The 13,658-nt window shown below is 62.3% G+C and carries 15 protein-coding genes; 9 read left to right on the top strand and 6 right to left on the bottom strand.

Annotation, left to right across the window (positions count from 1 at the left end; translation table 11 throughout):
- From NA637_RS01825 to NA637_RS01815, 3 genes are all read right to left on the bottom strand, one after another.
- The gene (locus NA637_RS01825; RefSeq protein ID WP_256070827.1) at positions 1-984 is read right to left on the bottom strand and encodes a cyclodeaminase; all 984 of its coding nucleotides are present in this window, start codon (positions 982-984) and stop codon (positions 1-3) included.
- A 62-nt stretch (positions 985-1,046) separates the two neighbouring features.
- Positions 1,047-2,018 carry a hydroxyectoine utilization dehydratase EutB gene (gene eutB, locus NA637_RS01820; RefSeq protein WP_256070724.1) on the bottom strand — a complete coding sequence of 324 codons (972 nt, stop codon included), beginning with the start codon at positions 2,016-2,018 and terminating at the stop codon, positions 1,047-1,049.
- 174 nt (positions 2,019-2,192) lie between these two features.
- Positions 2,193-3,602 (bottom strand): PLP-dependent aminotransferase family protein, encoded by a 1,410-nt coding sequence (locus NA637_RS01815; RefSeq protein ID WP_256070723.1) that lies wholly within the window; start codon positions 3,600-3,602, stop codon positions 2,193-2,195.
- A gap of 243 nt (positions 3,603-3,845) precedes the next feature.
- On the opposite strand from NA637_RS01815, the gene ehuB reads away from it, so the two are divergent.
- The 5 genes from ehuB (at position 3,846) to NA637_RS01790 (ending at position 7,300) form a co-directional block, all read left to right on the top strand.
- The gene (gene ehuB, locus NA637_RS01810; RefSeq protein WP_256070722.1) at positions 3,846-4,697 is read left to right on the top strand and encodes an ectoine/hydroxyectoine ABC transporter substrate-binding protein EhuB; all 852 of its coding nucleotides are present in this window, start codon (positions 3,846-3,848) and stop codon (positions 4,695-4,697) included.
- A gap of 84 nt (positions 4,698-4,781) precedes the next feature.
- On the top strand, positions 4,782-5,441 hold the full coding sequence (ehuC, locus tag NA637_RS01805) for an ectoine/hydroxyectoine ABC transporter permease subunit EhuC (RefSeq protein WP_256070721.1): 660 nt from the start codon (positions 4,782-4,784) through the stop codon (positions 5,439-5,441).
- Positions 5,438-6,097, top strand: a complete 660-nt coding sequence (gene ehuD, locus NA637_RS01800) for an ectoine/hydroxyectoine ABC transporter permease subunit EhuD (RefSeq protein ID WP_256070720.1) — start codon at positions 5,438-5,440, stop codon at positions 6,095-6,097. Before ehuC ends, ehuD begins: the two co-directional genes overlap by 4 nt.
- A gap of 56 nt (positions 6,098-6,153) precedes the next feature.
- The gene (gene ehuA, locus NA637_RS01795; RefSeq protein WP_256070825.1) at positions 6,154-6,933 is read left to right on the top strand and encodes an ectoine/hydroxyectoine ABC transporter ATP-binding protein EhuA; all 780 of its coding nucleotides are present in this window, start codon (positions 6,154-6,156) and stop codon (positions 6,931-6,933) included.
- 49 nt (positions 6,934-6,982) lie between these two features.
- Complete coding sequence (locus tag NA637_RS01790) at positions 6,983-7,300, top strand: tetratricopeptide repeat protein (protein WP_256070719.1); 318 nt, start codon at positions 6,983-6,985, stop codon at positions 7,298-7,300.
- 70 nt (positions 7,301-7,370) lie between these two features.
- Here NA637_RS01790 and NA637_RS01785 read toward each other — a convergent pair whose 3' ends face one another.
- Genes NA637_RS01785 through NA637_RS01775 form a run of 3 tightly spaced genes read right to left on the bottom strand, consistent with a single transcriptional unit; the run spans position 7,371 to position 9,196 of the window.
- Positions 7,371-7,637, bottom strand: a complete 267-nt coding sequence (locus NA637_RS01785; RefSeq protein WP_256070717.1) for a PilZ domain-containing protein — start codon at positions 7,635-7,637, stop codon at positions 7,371-7,373.
- A 31-nt stretch (positions 7,638-7,668) separates the two neighbouring features.
- Complete coding sequence (locus tag NA637_RS01780; RefSeq protein ID WP_256070716.1) at positions 7,669-8,556, bottom strand: lysophospholipid acyltransferase; 888 nt, start codon at positions 8,554-8,556, stop codon at positions 7,669-7,671.
- 25 nt (positions 8,557-8,581) lie between these two features.
- Positions 8,582-9,196 (bottom strand): DNA-3-methyladenine glycosylase I, encoded by a 615-nt coding sequence (locus NA637_RS01775; protein WP_256070715.1) that lies wholly within the window; start codon positions 9,194-9,196, stop codon positions 8,582-8,584.
- Positions 9,197-9,334: 138 nt separating this feature from the next.
- Between NA637_RS01775 and glyQ the strand changes: the two genes are divergently transcribed.
- The 4 genes from glyQ to NA637_RS01755 are packed head-to-tail and all read left to right on the top strand — an operon-like array spanning position 9,335 to position 13,614.
- A complete protein-coding gene (gene glyQ, locus NA637_RS01770) occupies positions 9,335-10,282 on the top strand; it encodes a glycine--tRNA ligase subunit alpha (RefSeq protein WP_256070714.1) in 948 nt (315 codons plus the stop codon).
- Positions 10,279-12,333, top strand: coding sequence for a glycine--tRNA ligase subunit beta (glyS, locus tag NA637_RS01765; protein ID WP_256070713.1), 2,055 nt, complete (start codon positions 10,279-10,281; stop codon positions 12,331-12,333). The genes glyQ and glyS overlap by 4 nt, the downstream gene beginning before the upstream one ends.
- A gap of 4 nt (positions 12,334-12,337) precedes the next feature.
- Complete coding sequence (gene gmhB, locus NA637_RS01760; RefSeq protein ID WP_256070823.1) at positions 12,338-12,880, top strand: D-glycero-beta-D-manno-heptose 1,7-bisphosphate 7-phosphatase; 543 nt, start codon at positions 12,338-12,340, stop codon at positions 12,878-12,880.
- Entirely contained in the window at positions 12,877-13,614 is a 738-nt protein-coding gene (locus tag NA637_RS01755; RefSeq protein ID WP_256070712.1) for a lysophospholipid acyltransferase family protein, read from the top strand. The genes gmhB and NA637_RS01755 overlap by 4 nt, the downstream gene beginning before the upstream one ends.
- The last annotated feature ends 44 nt before the right edge of the window (positions 13,615-13,658 follow it).

The raw sequence follows: 13,658 nt of genomic DNA, 5'->3' as shown, positions 1-13,658 counted from the left end.
TCAGGGGTTGAAGATGAAACCCCTGCCCGCTGCGCGCGCCCGGTCGAAGGCGAAGCTGGCGATGGCAGTGTCTTGCGCGCCGGTACCGGTCAGGTCGCACAGGGTGACCTGGCCGGCCGAGGTGCGTCCGGGGTGTTGCCCGGCGATCACCTGGCCGAGTTCGGCAAAGGACGATGAGTCGTCCACCACGCCCGCTTCTAGCGCGTGGTGCAGTTCACCGAGCACCCGGGTCTGGCTGAGCCGGTCGGCGACATAGAGATCACATGCAGCCAGCGCGGCGGCAGCGATCTCGTTCTTGTGCCCGGCATCCGAGCCCATGGCGGTGATGTGCAGGCCTGTCTGCAAATGGTGCGTCTGGATCAAGGGCGTACGGCTGGGGGTAGCGGTCACGGCGATGTCGACGCCGTCCAGAGTGGCGTCCAGGCTATCCATGGCCCGAACGTCGAGCCCCTCCAACTCGCCGGCGAATACCGCCGCCTTCGCCGGGTCGCGGGCCCAGATGCGCACCTGGCGAATGTCGCGCACCAGCCGCAAGGCCGCCAGCTGCAGACGCGCCTGCTCGCCGGCGCCGAGAATGGCGACGCGGCTGGCATCCGCCCGGCTCAGCCATTTCGCCGCCACCGCCCCGGCGGCGGCCGTGCGCACCGCGGTGAGATAGCCATTGTCCAGCAGCAGGGCATCGAGCAGCCCGGTGCGCGCCGAGAACAGCATCATCAGCCCGTTGAGGCTGGGCAGGCCGAGCGTCGGGTTGTCGAAGAACCCGGGGCTGACCTTGATGGCAAAACGCGGCAGACCGGGCAGGTAGGCGGTCTTCACGTCGACCTCGCCGTTGTGCTCGGGAATGTCCAGGCGCAGGATCGGCGGCATCGCCACCGCCGCGGTGGCGAGCAGGCGGAATGCCTGTTCGACCGCGTCGAGGCTGGCCGGATCGAGGGCCAGGCAGGCGCGGAGATCGGTTTCGCTGAGCAGGATGGTCTCGGCCATGTTGATCTCCATCGAGGATGCTCCGGACGGACCGGTAGCAAGGTTGATTGGGTTGGGTTGAGTTATTCGTTGGCGCCGTTGAGTACGCGCAGATGCTGACCGGTATCCACGTTACGGCCGCTGATCACCACGACCACCGGCCCACGCGGTTCGATCGATCGCTCCAGCAGGGCGGCGATGCCCACCGCGGCGGCCCCTTCGAGCACCAGTCGCTCCTGGTGGTAGGCATGACGCATGCCGGCGGCGATCGCCGGCTCGTCAAGCAGCTGGACGCTGTCGGCCAGCTCGCGGACAAGAGCGAAGGTGTAGCGATTGTTCAGGCCGATGCCGCCGCCGAGTGAATCGGCCAGGCTGGCGCACTCTTGCACTTCGACCGGATGGCCAGCCTCGAGACTGGCGTGCATCGCCGCACCACGACGCATGCTGATGCCATGAACGCGGATCGTTGGGCGCTGATGCTTGAGCGCCAGCGCGACACCCGCGAACAGGCCGCCACCGGACAGCGGCAGCAAAACCTCGGCGACGTCCGGGCACTGATCGAGAAGCTCCAGACCGAGCGTGCCCTGGCCGGCGATGATGTGGGGATGGTCAAAAGGCGGAATGAAGGCAGCGCCCTGCTCGCGGGCGATACGTTCGGCCTCGATCTGCGCGGCATCCTGGCTGTGGCCGACGATGACCACCTCGGCGCCGAGGTCGCGGATCGCCTGCACCTTGTTCGACGGCACCAACTGCGACAGGCAGACGATGGCCCTGACCCCTTGCTGCCGCGCAGCGAAGGCGAGCGCACGGCCGTGATTGCCGGTGGAGGCAGTAACCACGCCGAGGCGTTTCTGCGCATCCGACAACTGCGCTACTGCGTGGCTCGCCCCGCGCAGCTTGAAGCTGCCGGTGGCCTGCTGCGATTCCAGCTTCAACCAAACCGGCACCCCGAGCAGTCGACTGAGCGACGCCGAACGCTCCAGCGGCGTGTGCCGAACGAGACCGCGGATGCGCTCACGTGCCTCGAAGAGCTGGTCAAGAAGAATCGGCTGCATGGCGAACATTCCGCTGGTGAATGGCGCCGAGTGTAGGAGCGCCGATTTCAGCAGCACAATGTACTAGGACTCTTTATTTTCGCCCCGTAATTGTGCCGCTCGGCAGACCCAATACGCCCTGTTTCGGGGCCTGCAGCTATTCGCTCGATACCACTTGGTGCACATTGACCCGTTTTAGCGCGCGCCACGAAACTCATGGATTTCCGGAAACTGTTCAAAGACCTCACGGATGCTGGACAACCCTTCATGCAAGCGCTCCTCATCGCATTCGGCGCCGACGCACAGGCGCATCGCCCTGGGACGCCGGGTCCCCGGTGGCAGGAAAGGGTCGGGCAGGGTCAGCGCGATCCCGCGCCGGCGCAGTTCGTGCTGCAGCGCCTCCAGATCCCAGTGGTCGGGCACGTTCAGCCAGGCGCTGAGGGAAAACGGGTGACTGCCGCGCAGATAATCGCCCAGTTCGGCAGTCACCGCAGCCTGACGCCCAGCGATCAGCTCGCGCTGCAGATGCACCAGTTCATCAGCCTGGCCGCGCTCGATCCAGCGCGTGGCAATTTCGCCGAGCAGGGGCGCGGCCATCCAGCTGTTCACTCGCAGGATGCTTTCGGTGCGCAGCGCCAGCCGCCGCGGCATGGCCAGATAGCCGATGCGCAGGCCGGTGAGTACCGACTTGGTCAGGCTGGTGCAGTAGAAGGACAACTCTGGCAGGTAGTGGCTGATCGGCAAGGCGTCGCGCTGCTCGCCGAGCAGCGGGCCGTAAACGTCGTCCTCGACCACATAGACACCGTAGCGGCGCGCGATCTCGGCGATCTCGCGGCGGCGCATGTCCGGCATTATGGTGTTGGTGGGGTTGTTCAGGTTCGGCGTACAGACCAGCGCGGTGACCCGTTCATTGCCACAGATATCCTCGAAATGCTCCGGATCGAGGCCATAGCGATCGGTCTCCACGCCCTGGAGCGTGAAGCCAAGGACCTGGGCAGTGCCGATCACCCCGTGGTCGGTACAGTTTTCGCAGAGAACCAGATCGTCCGGTCCCGCCAGCGAGGCGAGGGCGAGAAAGATCGAGTGGGAGGTACCATTGGTCAACAGCAGATCCTGCAGCTCTACCGTCAATCCCAGCCCGGCGAGCCATTGCACGCCGACCTCGCGGTGGTGCTCGAAGCCGGCGATCGGACGGCAGGCATGAATCCACGGCTGTTCATGCTCGGCGGCCAATTCCTCGCAGGTCTGTCTCCAGTAACGGTCGTGGGTATCGGTACGGATGATGCGTGCCGTAGAGAAGTCCAGCAGCGAATGTTCACCCCGGTCAAGCATCGAGCTGGCGACGCGCTCGCTGATACGCCGGCTGACAAAGCTGCCACGCCCGACTTCGCAGCGCACCCAGCCCTGGCGTTCCAGCTCCTTATAAGCATTGGTCACCGTCTGCACGCTGATTTCGAGCTGTTCGGCCAGCAGCCGCTGCGGCGGCAGGCGTTGGCCATCCTGCAGGTTGCCCTGCTCGATGTCGGTTGCGATGGCGGTAACCAGCAGCTTGTATTTCGACGCGCCGCTACGGGCAGCGAGCAACGCCTGTTTCCAGTTGCGCATGACGATCCACCTTCAGTCGAGCCGACAGGATCGGCCGAAGCGCAGTGTCATGCAATTGTCCTAGTACAATCCATTGTTCAAAACGGCTTTTGTTATCCTCGCCTGGCGAAACGCGGCGCACGTCTCCACAAAAAGAAGTCCAACGCCGCGCTGAGGCTGGGAATGCCCTGACCTGATGCTCTTGAAACTGCCCTCCTACATAGCAGGTCCGCCTGCGAACCATAAAAGCACAGGAGAATCACGATGAATCGCGCACGTCCTTTCCGTTTCGGCAAGCTGCTGCTCGCCTCCGCCGCACTGGCCGGCCTCTCGCTTGGAAGCCTGGCCCAGGCCGACACCCTCGATGAGATCAAGGAAAGCAACAGCGTCCGCATCGGCTATGCCAACGAAACGCCTTTCGCCTACACCGCCACCGATGGCAGCGTCACAGGCGAATCGCCCGAGATCGTCGAAAAGATTTTCCAGCGGATGGGTATCGAAACCATCAAACCGGTCCTTACCGAGTGGGGTTCGCTGATTCCCGGATTACGGGCCGGGCGCTTCGATCTGATCGCGGCCGGCATGTACATCACGCCCGAGCGCTGCAAGCAGGTGATTTTCACCGACCCGCAATATCAGCTACCCGACACCCTGTTGGTCAAAGCGGGTAACCCGAAGAACCTGCACAGCTACGAGGACATCGCCAAGAGCGGTGCCAAACTGGCGATCATGTCCGGCACGGTGAACCTGGCTTATGCCCGCGACGGCGGTATCAGCGACGACCAGATCCTGCAGGTACCCGACACCACTGCCCAGTGGCAGGCGGTGCGCAGCGGCCGCGCAGACGCCGCAGTAGGCACCCAGCTGACCATGAAGGGCCTGGCCGAGAAGGGGGGTGATTCCCTCGAGGCGATCAGCGAATTCAAGGACGATCCGGCACATACCGGCTACGGCGCCCTGGCGTTCCGCCCCGAAGATACCGCCTTGCGCGATGCAGTGAATGCCGAACTGAAACAGTGGCTCGGTAGCGAAGAGCATCTGAAGACCGTCGAGCCGTTCGGTTTCGACGAGTCCAACATCACTGACAAGACCGCCGCGCAGCTCTGCGCCCAGTAATCCACGAGCGGAGCGCCGCGGCCTTCATCGACGCGGCGTTATCCGTTCGTGTGGTTTCGTTCCTGCGATAGAGGTATCGAACCTATGGGCGAACTCCTTCCCCTCATGTTTCAGGGTGCCTGGGTGACACTCCAGATCACCTTCTGGGCCTCGCTACTGGCAATCGCCTGTGCCGTGCTCGGTGCCCTCGGTCGTTTGTCGCCGTTCGCCCCGCTGCGCTGGTTTTCGATCGCTTATATCGAGGTGTTTCGTGGCACCTCCCTGCTGGTTCAGTTGTTCTGGCTGTATTTCGTATTGCCAATGCCACCGTTCTACGTGGAGCTCTCCGCGTTCGCCGTCGCCGTGCTCGGCCTGGGCCTGCACATCGGGGCCTACGGAGCGGAAGTCATGCGCGGCACCATTCGCTCGGTGGCGCGTGGGCAGCACGAGGCCTGCGTGGCGCTGAACATGTCGCCGTTTAAGCGGTTCACTCGGATCATCCTGCCGCAGGCGCTGCTGGCTGCAATACCACCCGGGACCAATCTACTGATTGAGCTGCTGAAGAACACGTCGCTGGTGTCGCTGATCACCATTTCGGACCTCGCCTTCCGCGCCCGACAGCTGGACCAGGCGACCTTCATGACCCTGGAGATCTTCGGCATGGCGCTCTTGATGTACTTCATCATGGCCCAGGGGATCAATCTCGCCATGCGCCTGGTCGAAAGGCGTCTCAGCCGCGGTCGGATCAAAGGGGGCCTGGCATGAATTTCTTCGATTGGCAGTTTGCCTGGGAGATCCTGCCCCAACTGCTGCAGGCCTCGCTGAAGACGATCGGCATCACCGTTAGCGGCTTCGCCATCGCCGTGGTACTCGGCCTGCTGCTAGCCGTCGCCCGCCGCAGCAGGCGCGCCTGGTTATCCTGGCCGGCTACCGGCCTGATCGAATTCATCCGCAGTACGCCACTGCTGATCCAGGCCTATTTCCTGTTTTACGTATTCCCCAACTACGGGATCAACCTAAGCGCCCTGCAGGCCGGCATCCTCGCCATCGCCGTCCACTATGCCTGCTATACGGCGGAGGTCTATCGGGCCGGGCTCGATGCGGTTCCGCGTGCCCAATGGGAGGCGGTGACGGCGCTGAACATGAAGCCACTGACCGCTTACCGCGATGTCATCCTGCCCCAGGCCCTGCGCCCGATATTGCCCGCACTTGGTAATTATCTCGTAGCCATGTTGAAGGACACGCCGGTGCTTTCGGCGATCACCGTGGTCGAAATCATGCAGCAGGCCAAGAACATCGGCTCCGAGAGCTTTCGCTACCTGGAGCCGATCACCCTGGTCGGTTTGTTCTTCCTGATTCTCAGCCTGGGCCTGGCCTGGTGCGTCCGCCGCCTTGAAAATCGCTTGGAGCTCGCCCGATGAATACACCCCCGCATCTCGATGCCACGCCGAATACCAATTCCCTGACCGGCAACGACATGGCCGAGCCCCTGGTGCGCTTCAATCAGGTGACCAAGCGCTACGGCAGCCTCACCGTCCTCGACCATCTCGATCTGGAAGTCGCCAAGGGTGAGAAGGTCGCGATCATCGGCCCCAGTGGCTCGGGTAAATCGACCCTGCTGCGCGCGTTGATGACCTTGGAAACCATAGACGAAGGGATTATCGAGGTCGATGGCGAGCCGCTCACCCACATGCCCGCATCCGACGGGCATCTGGTCCCGGCCAGTGGCCGTTACCAGCGCCACGTGCGCGGCAAGGTCGGCATGGTGTTCCAGAGCTTCAACCTGTTCCCGCATATGGACGCTCGGCAAAATGTGATGGAAGCGCCTGTACAGGTGCTGGGACTGTCGAAAAAAGAAGCTCGGGAACGCGCTGACGAGCTGCTGGCGATGGTCGGGCTGGAGGACAAGCTCGAGCATTACCCGGCCCAGCTCTCCGGGGGCCAGCAGCAACGGGTAGCCATCGCCCGTGCGATGGCCATGCGGCCCCGAGTGATGCTGTTCGACGAGGTGACCTCGGCACTGGATCCGGAGCTCTGCGGCGAGGTGCTCAATGTGATCCGGCGCCTGGGAGAGGAGCACAGCCTGACCATGCTGATGGTCACCCATCAGATGGGCTTCGCCCGCGAGTTCGCCGATCGCGTCTGCTTCTTCCATGAGGGGCGCATCCATGAAATGGGTACGCCGGATGAGCTGTTCGGCAACCCCAAGGAGACGCGCACGCAGGAATTCCTCAGCGCGGTGACTCAGGCAAGCTAGTCGGGCAAAATGGGGCGCATTTGGCGGCAAATCTCACGAGGGCAGGGCAATGCTCGAATCGCTGGAAATCATGCTGGCCAAGGGCACGGACAATCCCATGCTGCGCTTCGGCCTCGGCAAGGGCTACCTGGACGCAGGCGAGGCAGCCCTTGCCGCTACACACCTGCAACGCTGCGTCGAACAGGATCCCAGGTATTCGGCGGCCTGGAAGCTACTCGGTAAGGCATTGCAGGCCAGCGGCGATAATGACGGAGCCCGTCGCGCCTGGGAGCAGGGCCTGGTCGCGGCGCAAGCGCACGGCGACAAGCAGGCCGAGAAGGAAATGAGCATATTTCTGCGCAAGCTGAACAAGCAGGCCAGCGCCTAGGCTAGGCTAGGCCGCACAACACAACACAACACAGCTTAACGCGCGACGCTTCAAAGCCGCTTATGGCCGTTTAACGATCCTCAACGAAGCGCAACCCGACACCCTCACTATCAACGCGCATCACCTCCATCTGCAACACAGGCGCAGGAATCGGCAGATCCTGAACCTGGCCACTGACAACCATCCCCGGCTGCAGCTCGGTCAGCTGCGGATGCTTGACGTAGACGCCGCCATCGGACAGATCGCGGGTGTGGGCGAATACTTCACCAAACGATTCATGAGTGATGCGTATACGGCACTTCATGGGTGCGCGCGGATGCTGTCGCTGATTTGCCATTCGACGTTCCTGTTGTCTTCTTTAGCGGTTTTCAGTACCAGCGGGGCTCGCCGGCCGGGCGCTTCTTGAAGCGTTTCATGGTCCACATGTACTGGGTCGGCCAGGTGCGCACGTAGCGTTCGATGACACCACTCATGGCTGCAACCGCGACCTCGATGTCCTGGTCATACATTCCCGGCGGCGCCGCCTCGAGAATGACCTTGTAGCCTGATCCGTCTTCCAGACGCAACGCGTGGAGGAATACCCCGACCGCTTTGCCTCCAGCGAGCATGCCGGGTACGAACTTGCCGGTCAGTGCCTGGGTACCGAGGAAGGGCACGAACACGCCGGCGCTCTCACTGGGTTCCGGGTCGGCCGGAATCCCAACGGCGCCTCCTTTGCGGACTTCCTTGATCACGCTGATGATGCCTTCGCGAGTCGAGGGCGCGACCTTGTTGCCCAGCTGCACGCGCTGACGCTGCAGCAGATCATCGACCGCCTTGAGCTTCGGCGGGCGGTAGAAAATGATCGGTTTGCATTGCGCGCAATAGAAGTGATTGAGCACTTCCCAGTTGCCCAGATGGCTGGTGATGCCGACGACCCCTTTGCCCGAGGCCAGGGCGTGCTCCAGCACTTCCAGCCCCTCGACTTCCTTGACCAGACGCAACGTCTTGTCCGCTGGCCAGATCCAGGCACAGGCGCTTTCGGTGAAGGTCTTGCCGATCTGCTGCAGGCTCTGCCCCAGCAGCCGTTCCCGCTGGGCGGCATCGAGTTCGGGAAAGCATTTCCCCAGGTTGGTCCGGGCGACCTCGCGGGAGCGATTGGGCAGTTTCCACATCAACCAGCCGATAACGGCTCCCATGCCTTGCACCGCGCGCCAGGGCAGCAGGGCAAACAGGCGCAGGAAGCCAACCAGCAGCGCACCTTTGAACGTGTCCAAGGATTTCTCCCGAAAACCAAAGCCGCTAGTGTAACTGCTTCGAGCGCTGGACTAACCGCGAAGCGGTCTCAGGCCAGGCGCTGGTCGACGCACCGCTCAATACCGCGTAACGATCACAATCAATGGTGTGGTCCATGACCATGCCGCAGGCCTGCATATAGGCGTAGCAGATGGTTGGCCCGACAAAGCTGAAACCGGCTTTCTTCAGCGCGCGGCTCATGGCCTCGGCTTCGGCGGTCACCGCAGGGACCTCTCGGATCGACTCGAAATGATTGATCTTAGGCTGGCCACCGACGAATGACCACAGCCAACCGACCGGGTCTTCCCGTTCGAGCCACAGCCGGGCGTTGCGCCGTGCCGCTTCGAGCTTTCGACGGTTGCGGATGATACCGGGGTCGAGCATGCGCTCGTCGATCTCCGCGTCACTCATCTGCGCCAGGCGCCGTGGATCGAAACCGAACAGTACCTGGCGATAGCGCTCACGCTTACGCAGCACGGTGATCCAGGACAGCCCGGCCTGGAAGGTCTCGAGGATGAGGAACTCGAAAAGCACCTGCGGATCACGCGTGGGCACTCCCCATTCGCTGTCGTGGTACTCGGCGTACAGCGGATCATCACTGCACCAGGCGCAACGTGGCATGTTCCAGTCCTTGAAAGAGGCAACGAGCCGATTGCGCAGCCACCGTGACGTGCGAGCGCAAGGCACGGGCCACCACGGGTCGGAGCCGTTATCGGGTATACTCCGAGGCTTTCTGTCGAAGCCAGCACAGGTGAAATTTTGACCCAGCCTACGCCTGCCGTGCGCACCTTCCAAGACCTGATCCTCGCCCTGCAAAGCTATTGGGCAGAGCAGGGTTGCGTCGTTTTGCAACCCTACGATATGGAAATGGGCGCCGGTACCTTCCACACCGCCACATTCCTTCGTGCTGTCGGTCCTGAAACCTGGAACGCGGCCTATGTCCAGCCTTCGCGTCGCCCGGCCGATGGTCGTTATGGCGAGAACCCCAACCGTCTGCAGCACTACTACCAGTTTCAGGTGGTGCTCAAGCCCAACCCGGACAACATCCAGGACCTGTATCTGGAGTCGCTGCGTCGCATCGGCATCGACACCTCGGTACACGACGTGCGCTTCGTCGAAGACAACTGGGAATCACCGACGCTGGGCGCCTGGGGGCTCGGCTGGGAGGTCTGGCTCAACGGTATGGAAGTCACCCAGTTCACCTACTTCCAGCAGGTCGGCGGCATCGAGTGCTATCCCGTTACTGGCGAAATCACCTACGGTCTCGAGCGACTCGCGATGTATCTGCAGGGCGTCGACTCGGTCTACGACCTGATCTGGACGGACGGCCCGTTCGGCACCGTCACCTATGGCGATGTGTTCCATCAGAACGAGGTGGAACAGTCCACCTACAACTTCGAACACGCCAACGTCGACAAGCTGTTCGAACTCTTCGACTTCTATGAATCGGAAGCCAACCGGTTGATCGAACTGGAGCTGCCGTTGCCCACCTATGAAATGGTGCTGAAGGCCTCGCATACCTTCAACCTGCTGGATGCTCGCCGTGCCATCTCGGTGACTGCGCGGCAGCAGTACATCTTGCGCGTGCGGGCACTGGCTCGCTCGGTGGCGCAGAGCTATTTGCAGGCACGCGCCAAACTCGGCTTCCCCATGGCCACCCCGGACCTGCGTGACGAAATACTGGCCAAGCTGGAGGCTGCAGAATGAGTGCACTGGATTTCCTGGTCGAGCTCGGCACCGAAGAGCTGCCGCCCAAGGCCTTGGGCAAGTTGTCCGACGCATTCCGTTCGGGTATCGAGAAGGGCTTGAAAGAAGCCGGCCTAAGCCACGGTCGGGTACAGGCGTTTGCCGCACCCCGACGCCTCGCCGTGCTGATCGAGCAGCTCGACAGCGAGCAGCCTGATCGCAGCATCAACCTCGACGGCCCGCCGCTGCAGGCGGCCTTCGATGCCGAAGGCGAACCGACCCAGGCCGCCCTGGGCTTTGCGCGCAAGTGCGGCGTGGACCTTGCCGAAGTCGACCGCAGCGGCCCCAAACTCCGGTACAGCCGCTCGATTCCCGGTCAGCCAACCGCCGAGCTGTTGCCCGGCATTGTCGAGACGTCGCTTAACGAGCTGCCGATTCCCAAGCGCATGCGCTGGGCCGCGCGCAAGGAAGAATTCGTCCGACCCACCCAATGGCTGGTCATGCTGTTCGGTGATCAGGTCGTTGACTGCACCATCCTGACTCAACGCGCCGGTCGCGAGTCGCGCGGCCATCGTTTTCACAGCCCGAGCCCAGTCCGCATTTCCAAGCCGACAAGCTATCTGGAAGACCTGCGCGGCGCTCATGTCATTGCCGATTTTGCCGAACGCCGCGAGCTGATCGCCAAGCGTGTCGAGCAGCTGGCCAGCGAGCAGAACGGCAGCGCTATCGTGCCGCCAGCGTTGTTGGACGAAGTGACCGCGCTGGTCGAATGGCCTGTGCCGCTGGTGTGTTCGTTCGAAGAACGCTTCCTGGAAGTACCACAGGAAGCGTTGATCACCACCATGCAGGACAACCAGAAGTACTTCTGCCTGCTGGACGCCAACGGCAAGCTGCTTCCGCGCTTCATCACAGTTGCCAACATTGAATCAAAGGACCCGGCGCAGATCGTTGCGGGCAACGAGAAAGTGGTGCGTCCGCGCCTCACCGACGCCGAGTTCTTCTTCAAGCAGGACAAGAAACAGAAGCTCGACAGCTTCAATGAGCGCCTGAAGAACGTGGTCTTCCAGGCTCAGCTTGGGACTGTGTACGACAAGGCGGTGCGAGTCTCCAGGCTGGCCGCATTCATCGCCGAACGCACCGAAGGCAATGCCCAGTGGGCGGCGCGCGCGGGCCTGCTGAGCAAATGCGACCTGGCCACCGAGATGGTCGGCGAATTTCCGGAGATGCAGGGGATTGCGGGTTATTACTACGCCGTCAACGATGGTGAACCCACCGACGTCGCCCTGGCATTGAATGAGCAGTACATGCCCCGCGGTGCGGGCGCAGCGCTGCCGGTGACCCACACAGGTGCCATCCTGGCGGTGGCCGACAAGCTGGATACGCTGGTGGGCATCTTCGGCATTGGCATGCTTCCCACCGGTAGCAAGGACCCTTACGCGCTTCGCCGCGCGGCCCTGGGCATTCTGCGCATCCTGATCGAAAAGCGTCTGGATCTGGATCTGGTGGCCGCCGTGCGCTTCTCCATCAACCAGTTCGGAGGTCAGGTCAAGACTGAAGGCCTGGCCGATCAGGTCCTCGATTTCATTTTTGATCGCTTGCGTGCGCGGTACGAAGACGAGGGTGTCGAGGTGGCGTCCTATCTATCGGTTCGTGCCGTACAGCCGAGCTCAGCGTTGGACTTCGATCAGCGCGTGCAAGCCGTACAGGCGTTCCGCGATCTGCCGGAAGCCGAAGCGCTGGCAGCGGCGAACAAGCGCGTCTCCAATCTGCTGAGCAAGTTCGACGCAACGCTGCCGGAAACCGTCGAGCCTCGTTACTTCGACAATGCCACCGAGTTCTCTTTGTATTCTGCGTTGCAACAGGCCGAACACGCCGTGCAGCCCCTGGCTGCGGATCGTCAGTATCGCGAGGCGCTGGAGCGGCTGGCGCACCTGCGCGGTCCGGTGGATGCCTTTTTCGAGGCGGTACTGGTCAACGCCGAAGACGCTTCGGTCCGCGCCAACCGCTATGCCTTGCTTGCCCGGTTGAGAGGATTGTTCCTTGGCGTTGCCGATATTTCCGCCCTTGGCTAAGCCGGTGAAGCTGATCGTGCTGGATCGCGACGGCGTGATCAACGAGGACTCCGACACCTACGTGAAGAGCCTGGAAGAATGGATTCCGATCCCGGGCTCGATCAGGGCGATCGCACGGCTATGCAAGGCTGGCTGGACGGTGGCGGTCGCCACCAACCAGTCCGGCCTGGCCCGCGGCCTGTTCGACGCCAGCACACTGGGCGACATGCATTTCAAACTGCAGCAGCTGGTGATGGAAGAGGGCGGTCGCGTCGATCTGATCGTGCATTGCCCGCATGGCCCCGACGATGGCTGTGATTGCCGCAAGCCACTGCCGGGGTTGTTCGAGCAGATCGCCGAGCACTTTCATCTTGAAAGCCTCGCAGGTGTCCCGGTGGTGGGCGACAGCCAGCGCGATCTGCATGCAGGGATGCGCCTCGGCGGCATTCCTTACCTGGTTCGCACCGGAAAGGGCTCGAAGACGGCAAAAGGTCCGCTCCCAACCGGCACCCAGGTGTTCGATGACTTGGCAGCCGTGGTCGATCATCTGTTGGGAGCCAAACGATGAACGTCTTGCTGCCGATACGCATCCTGGTGTTCTACTTGCTGCTGTCCTTCACGGCCTTCGCCTGGTGTTTGGTCAGTCTGGTTTTCGCACCCTTCATGTCGTTCCGCACGCGCTACCGGTTCGTGGTTCAGACCTGGTGTCGCAGCGCCGTATGGTTGGCCAAGACCATCATCGGGTTGCGCTATGAAGTGAGCGGCGCGGAGAACATTCCGCAAAAGCCCTGCGTGATTCTTTCCAAACACCAGAGCACCTGGGAAACGTTTTTTCTTTCGGCCTACTTCGAGCCGTTGAGCCAGGTGCTCAAACGTGAATTGCTCAACGTCCCGTTTTTTGGATGGGCGATTCGGCTGCTCAAGCCGATAGCAATTGACCGCGAAAACCCCAAAGAGGCATTGCGCCAGGTTGCTAGACAGGGATTGGAGCGGCTAGAGCAAGGCGCCTGGGTGCTGATTTTTCCAGAGGGGACGCGCGTTCCTGTCGGGCAGGTTGGCAAGTTCTCGCGCAGCGGTGCTGCCTTGGCAGTCAACGCCAGACTGCCGATCTTGCCGGTAGCACACAATGCCGGTACGTTCTGGCCGAAGTCGGGGTGGGGTAAACGACCAGGAACCATCCAGGTTGTCATCGGCCCAGCCATGCACGCTGAGAGCGAAGGTCCTCGTGCAGCAGCTGAGCTCAGTCAGCGCGCCGAAGACTGGATCAATACGACCGTGGCAGACCTCGAGCGCAACGTCTGATTCACACACGTGCAAATAAAAAGGGGAACAGACCTTGGCCTGCC

Origin of the sequence: Stutzerimonas stutzeri (genome assembly GCF_024448935.1) — a bacterium.
Taxonomy (GTDB): domain Bacteria; phylum Pseudomonadota; class Gammaproteobacteria; order Pseudomonadales; family Pseudomonadaceae; genus Stutzerimonas; species Stutzerimonas stutzeri_AO.
This window is presented reverse-complemented; position numbering and strand designations above follow the sequence as displayed.

Excerpts from the sequence above, each read along its gene's own strand:
- NA637_RS01825 (WP_256070827.1), bottom strand. The coding sequence starts at position 984 with ATGGCCGAGACCATCCTGCTCAGCGAAACCGATCTCCGCGCCTGCCTG.
- eutB (WP_256070724.1), bottom strand. The coding sequence starts at position 2,018 with ATGCAGCCGATTCTTCTTGACCAGCTCTTCGAGGCACGTGAGCGCATC.
- NA637_RS01815 (WP_256070723.1), bottom strand. The coding sequence starts at position 3,602 with ATGCGCAACTGGAAACAGGCGTTGCTCGCTGCCCGTAGCGGCGCGTCG.
- ehuB (WP_256070722.1), top strand. The coding sequence starts at position 3,846 with ATGAATCGCGCACGTCCTTTCCGTTTCGGCAAGCTGCTGCTCGCCTCC.
- ehuC (WP_256070721.1), top strand. The coding sequence starts at position 4,782 with ATGGGCGAACTCCTTCCCCTCATGTTTCAGGGTGCCTGGGTGACACTC.
- ehuD (WP_256070720.1), top strand. The coding sequence starts at position 5,438 with ATGAATTTCTTCGATTGGCAGTTTGCCTGGGAGATCCTGCCCCAACTG.
- ehuA (WP_256070825.1), top strand. The coding sequence starts at position 6,154 with ATGGCCGAGCCCCTGGTGCGCTTCAATCAGGTGACCAAGCGCTACGGC.
- NA637_RS01790 (WP_256070719.1), top strand. The coding sequence starts at position 6,983 with ATGCTCGAATCGCTGGAAATCATGCTGGCCAAGGGCACGGACAATCCC.
- NA637_RS01785 (WP_256070717.1), bottom strand. The coding sequence starts at position 7,637 with ATGGCAAATCAGCGACAGCATCCGCGCGCACCCATGAAGTGCCGTATA.
- NA637_RS01775 (WP_256070715.1), bottom strand. The coding sequence starts at position 9,196 with ATGCCACGTTGCGCCTGGTGCAGTGATGATCCGCTGTACGCCGAGTAC.
- glyS (WP_256070713.1), top strand. The coding sequence starts at position 10,279 with ATGAGTGCACTGGATTTCCTGGTCGAGCTCGGCACCGAAGAGCTGCCG.
- NA637_RS01755 (WP_256070712.1), top strand. The coding sequence starts at position 12,877 with ATGAACGTCTTGCTGCCGATACGCATCCTGGTGTTCTACTTGCTGCTG.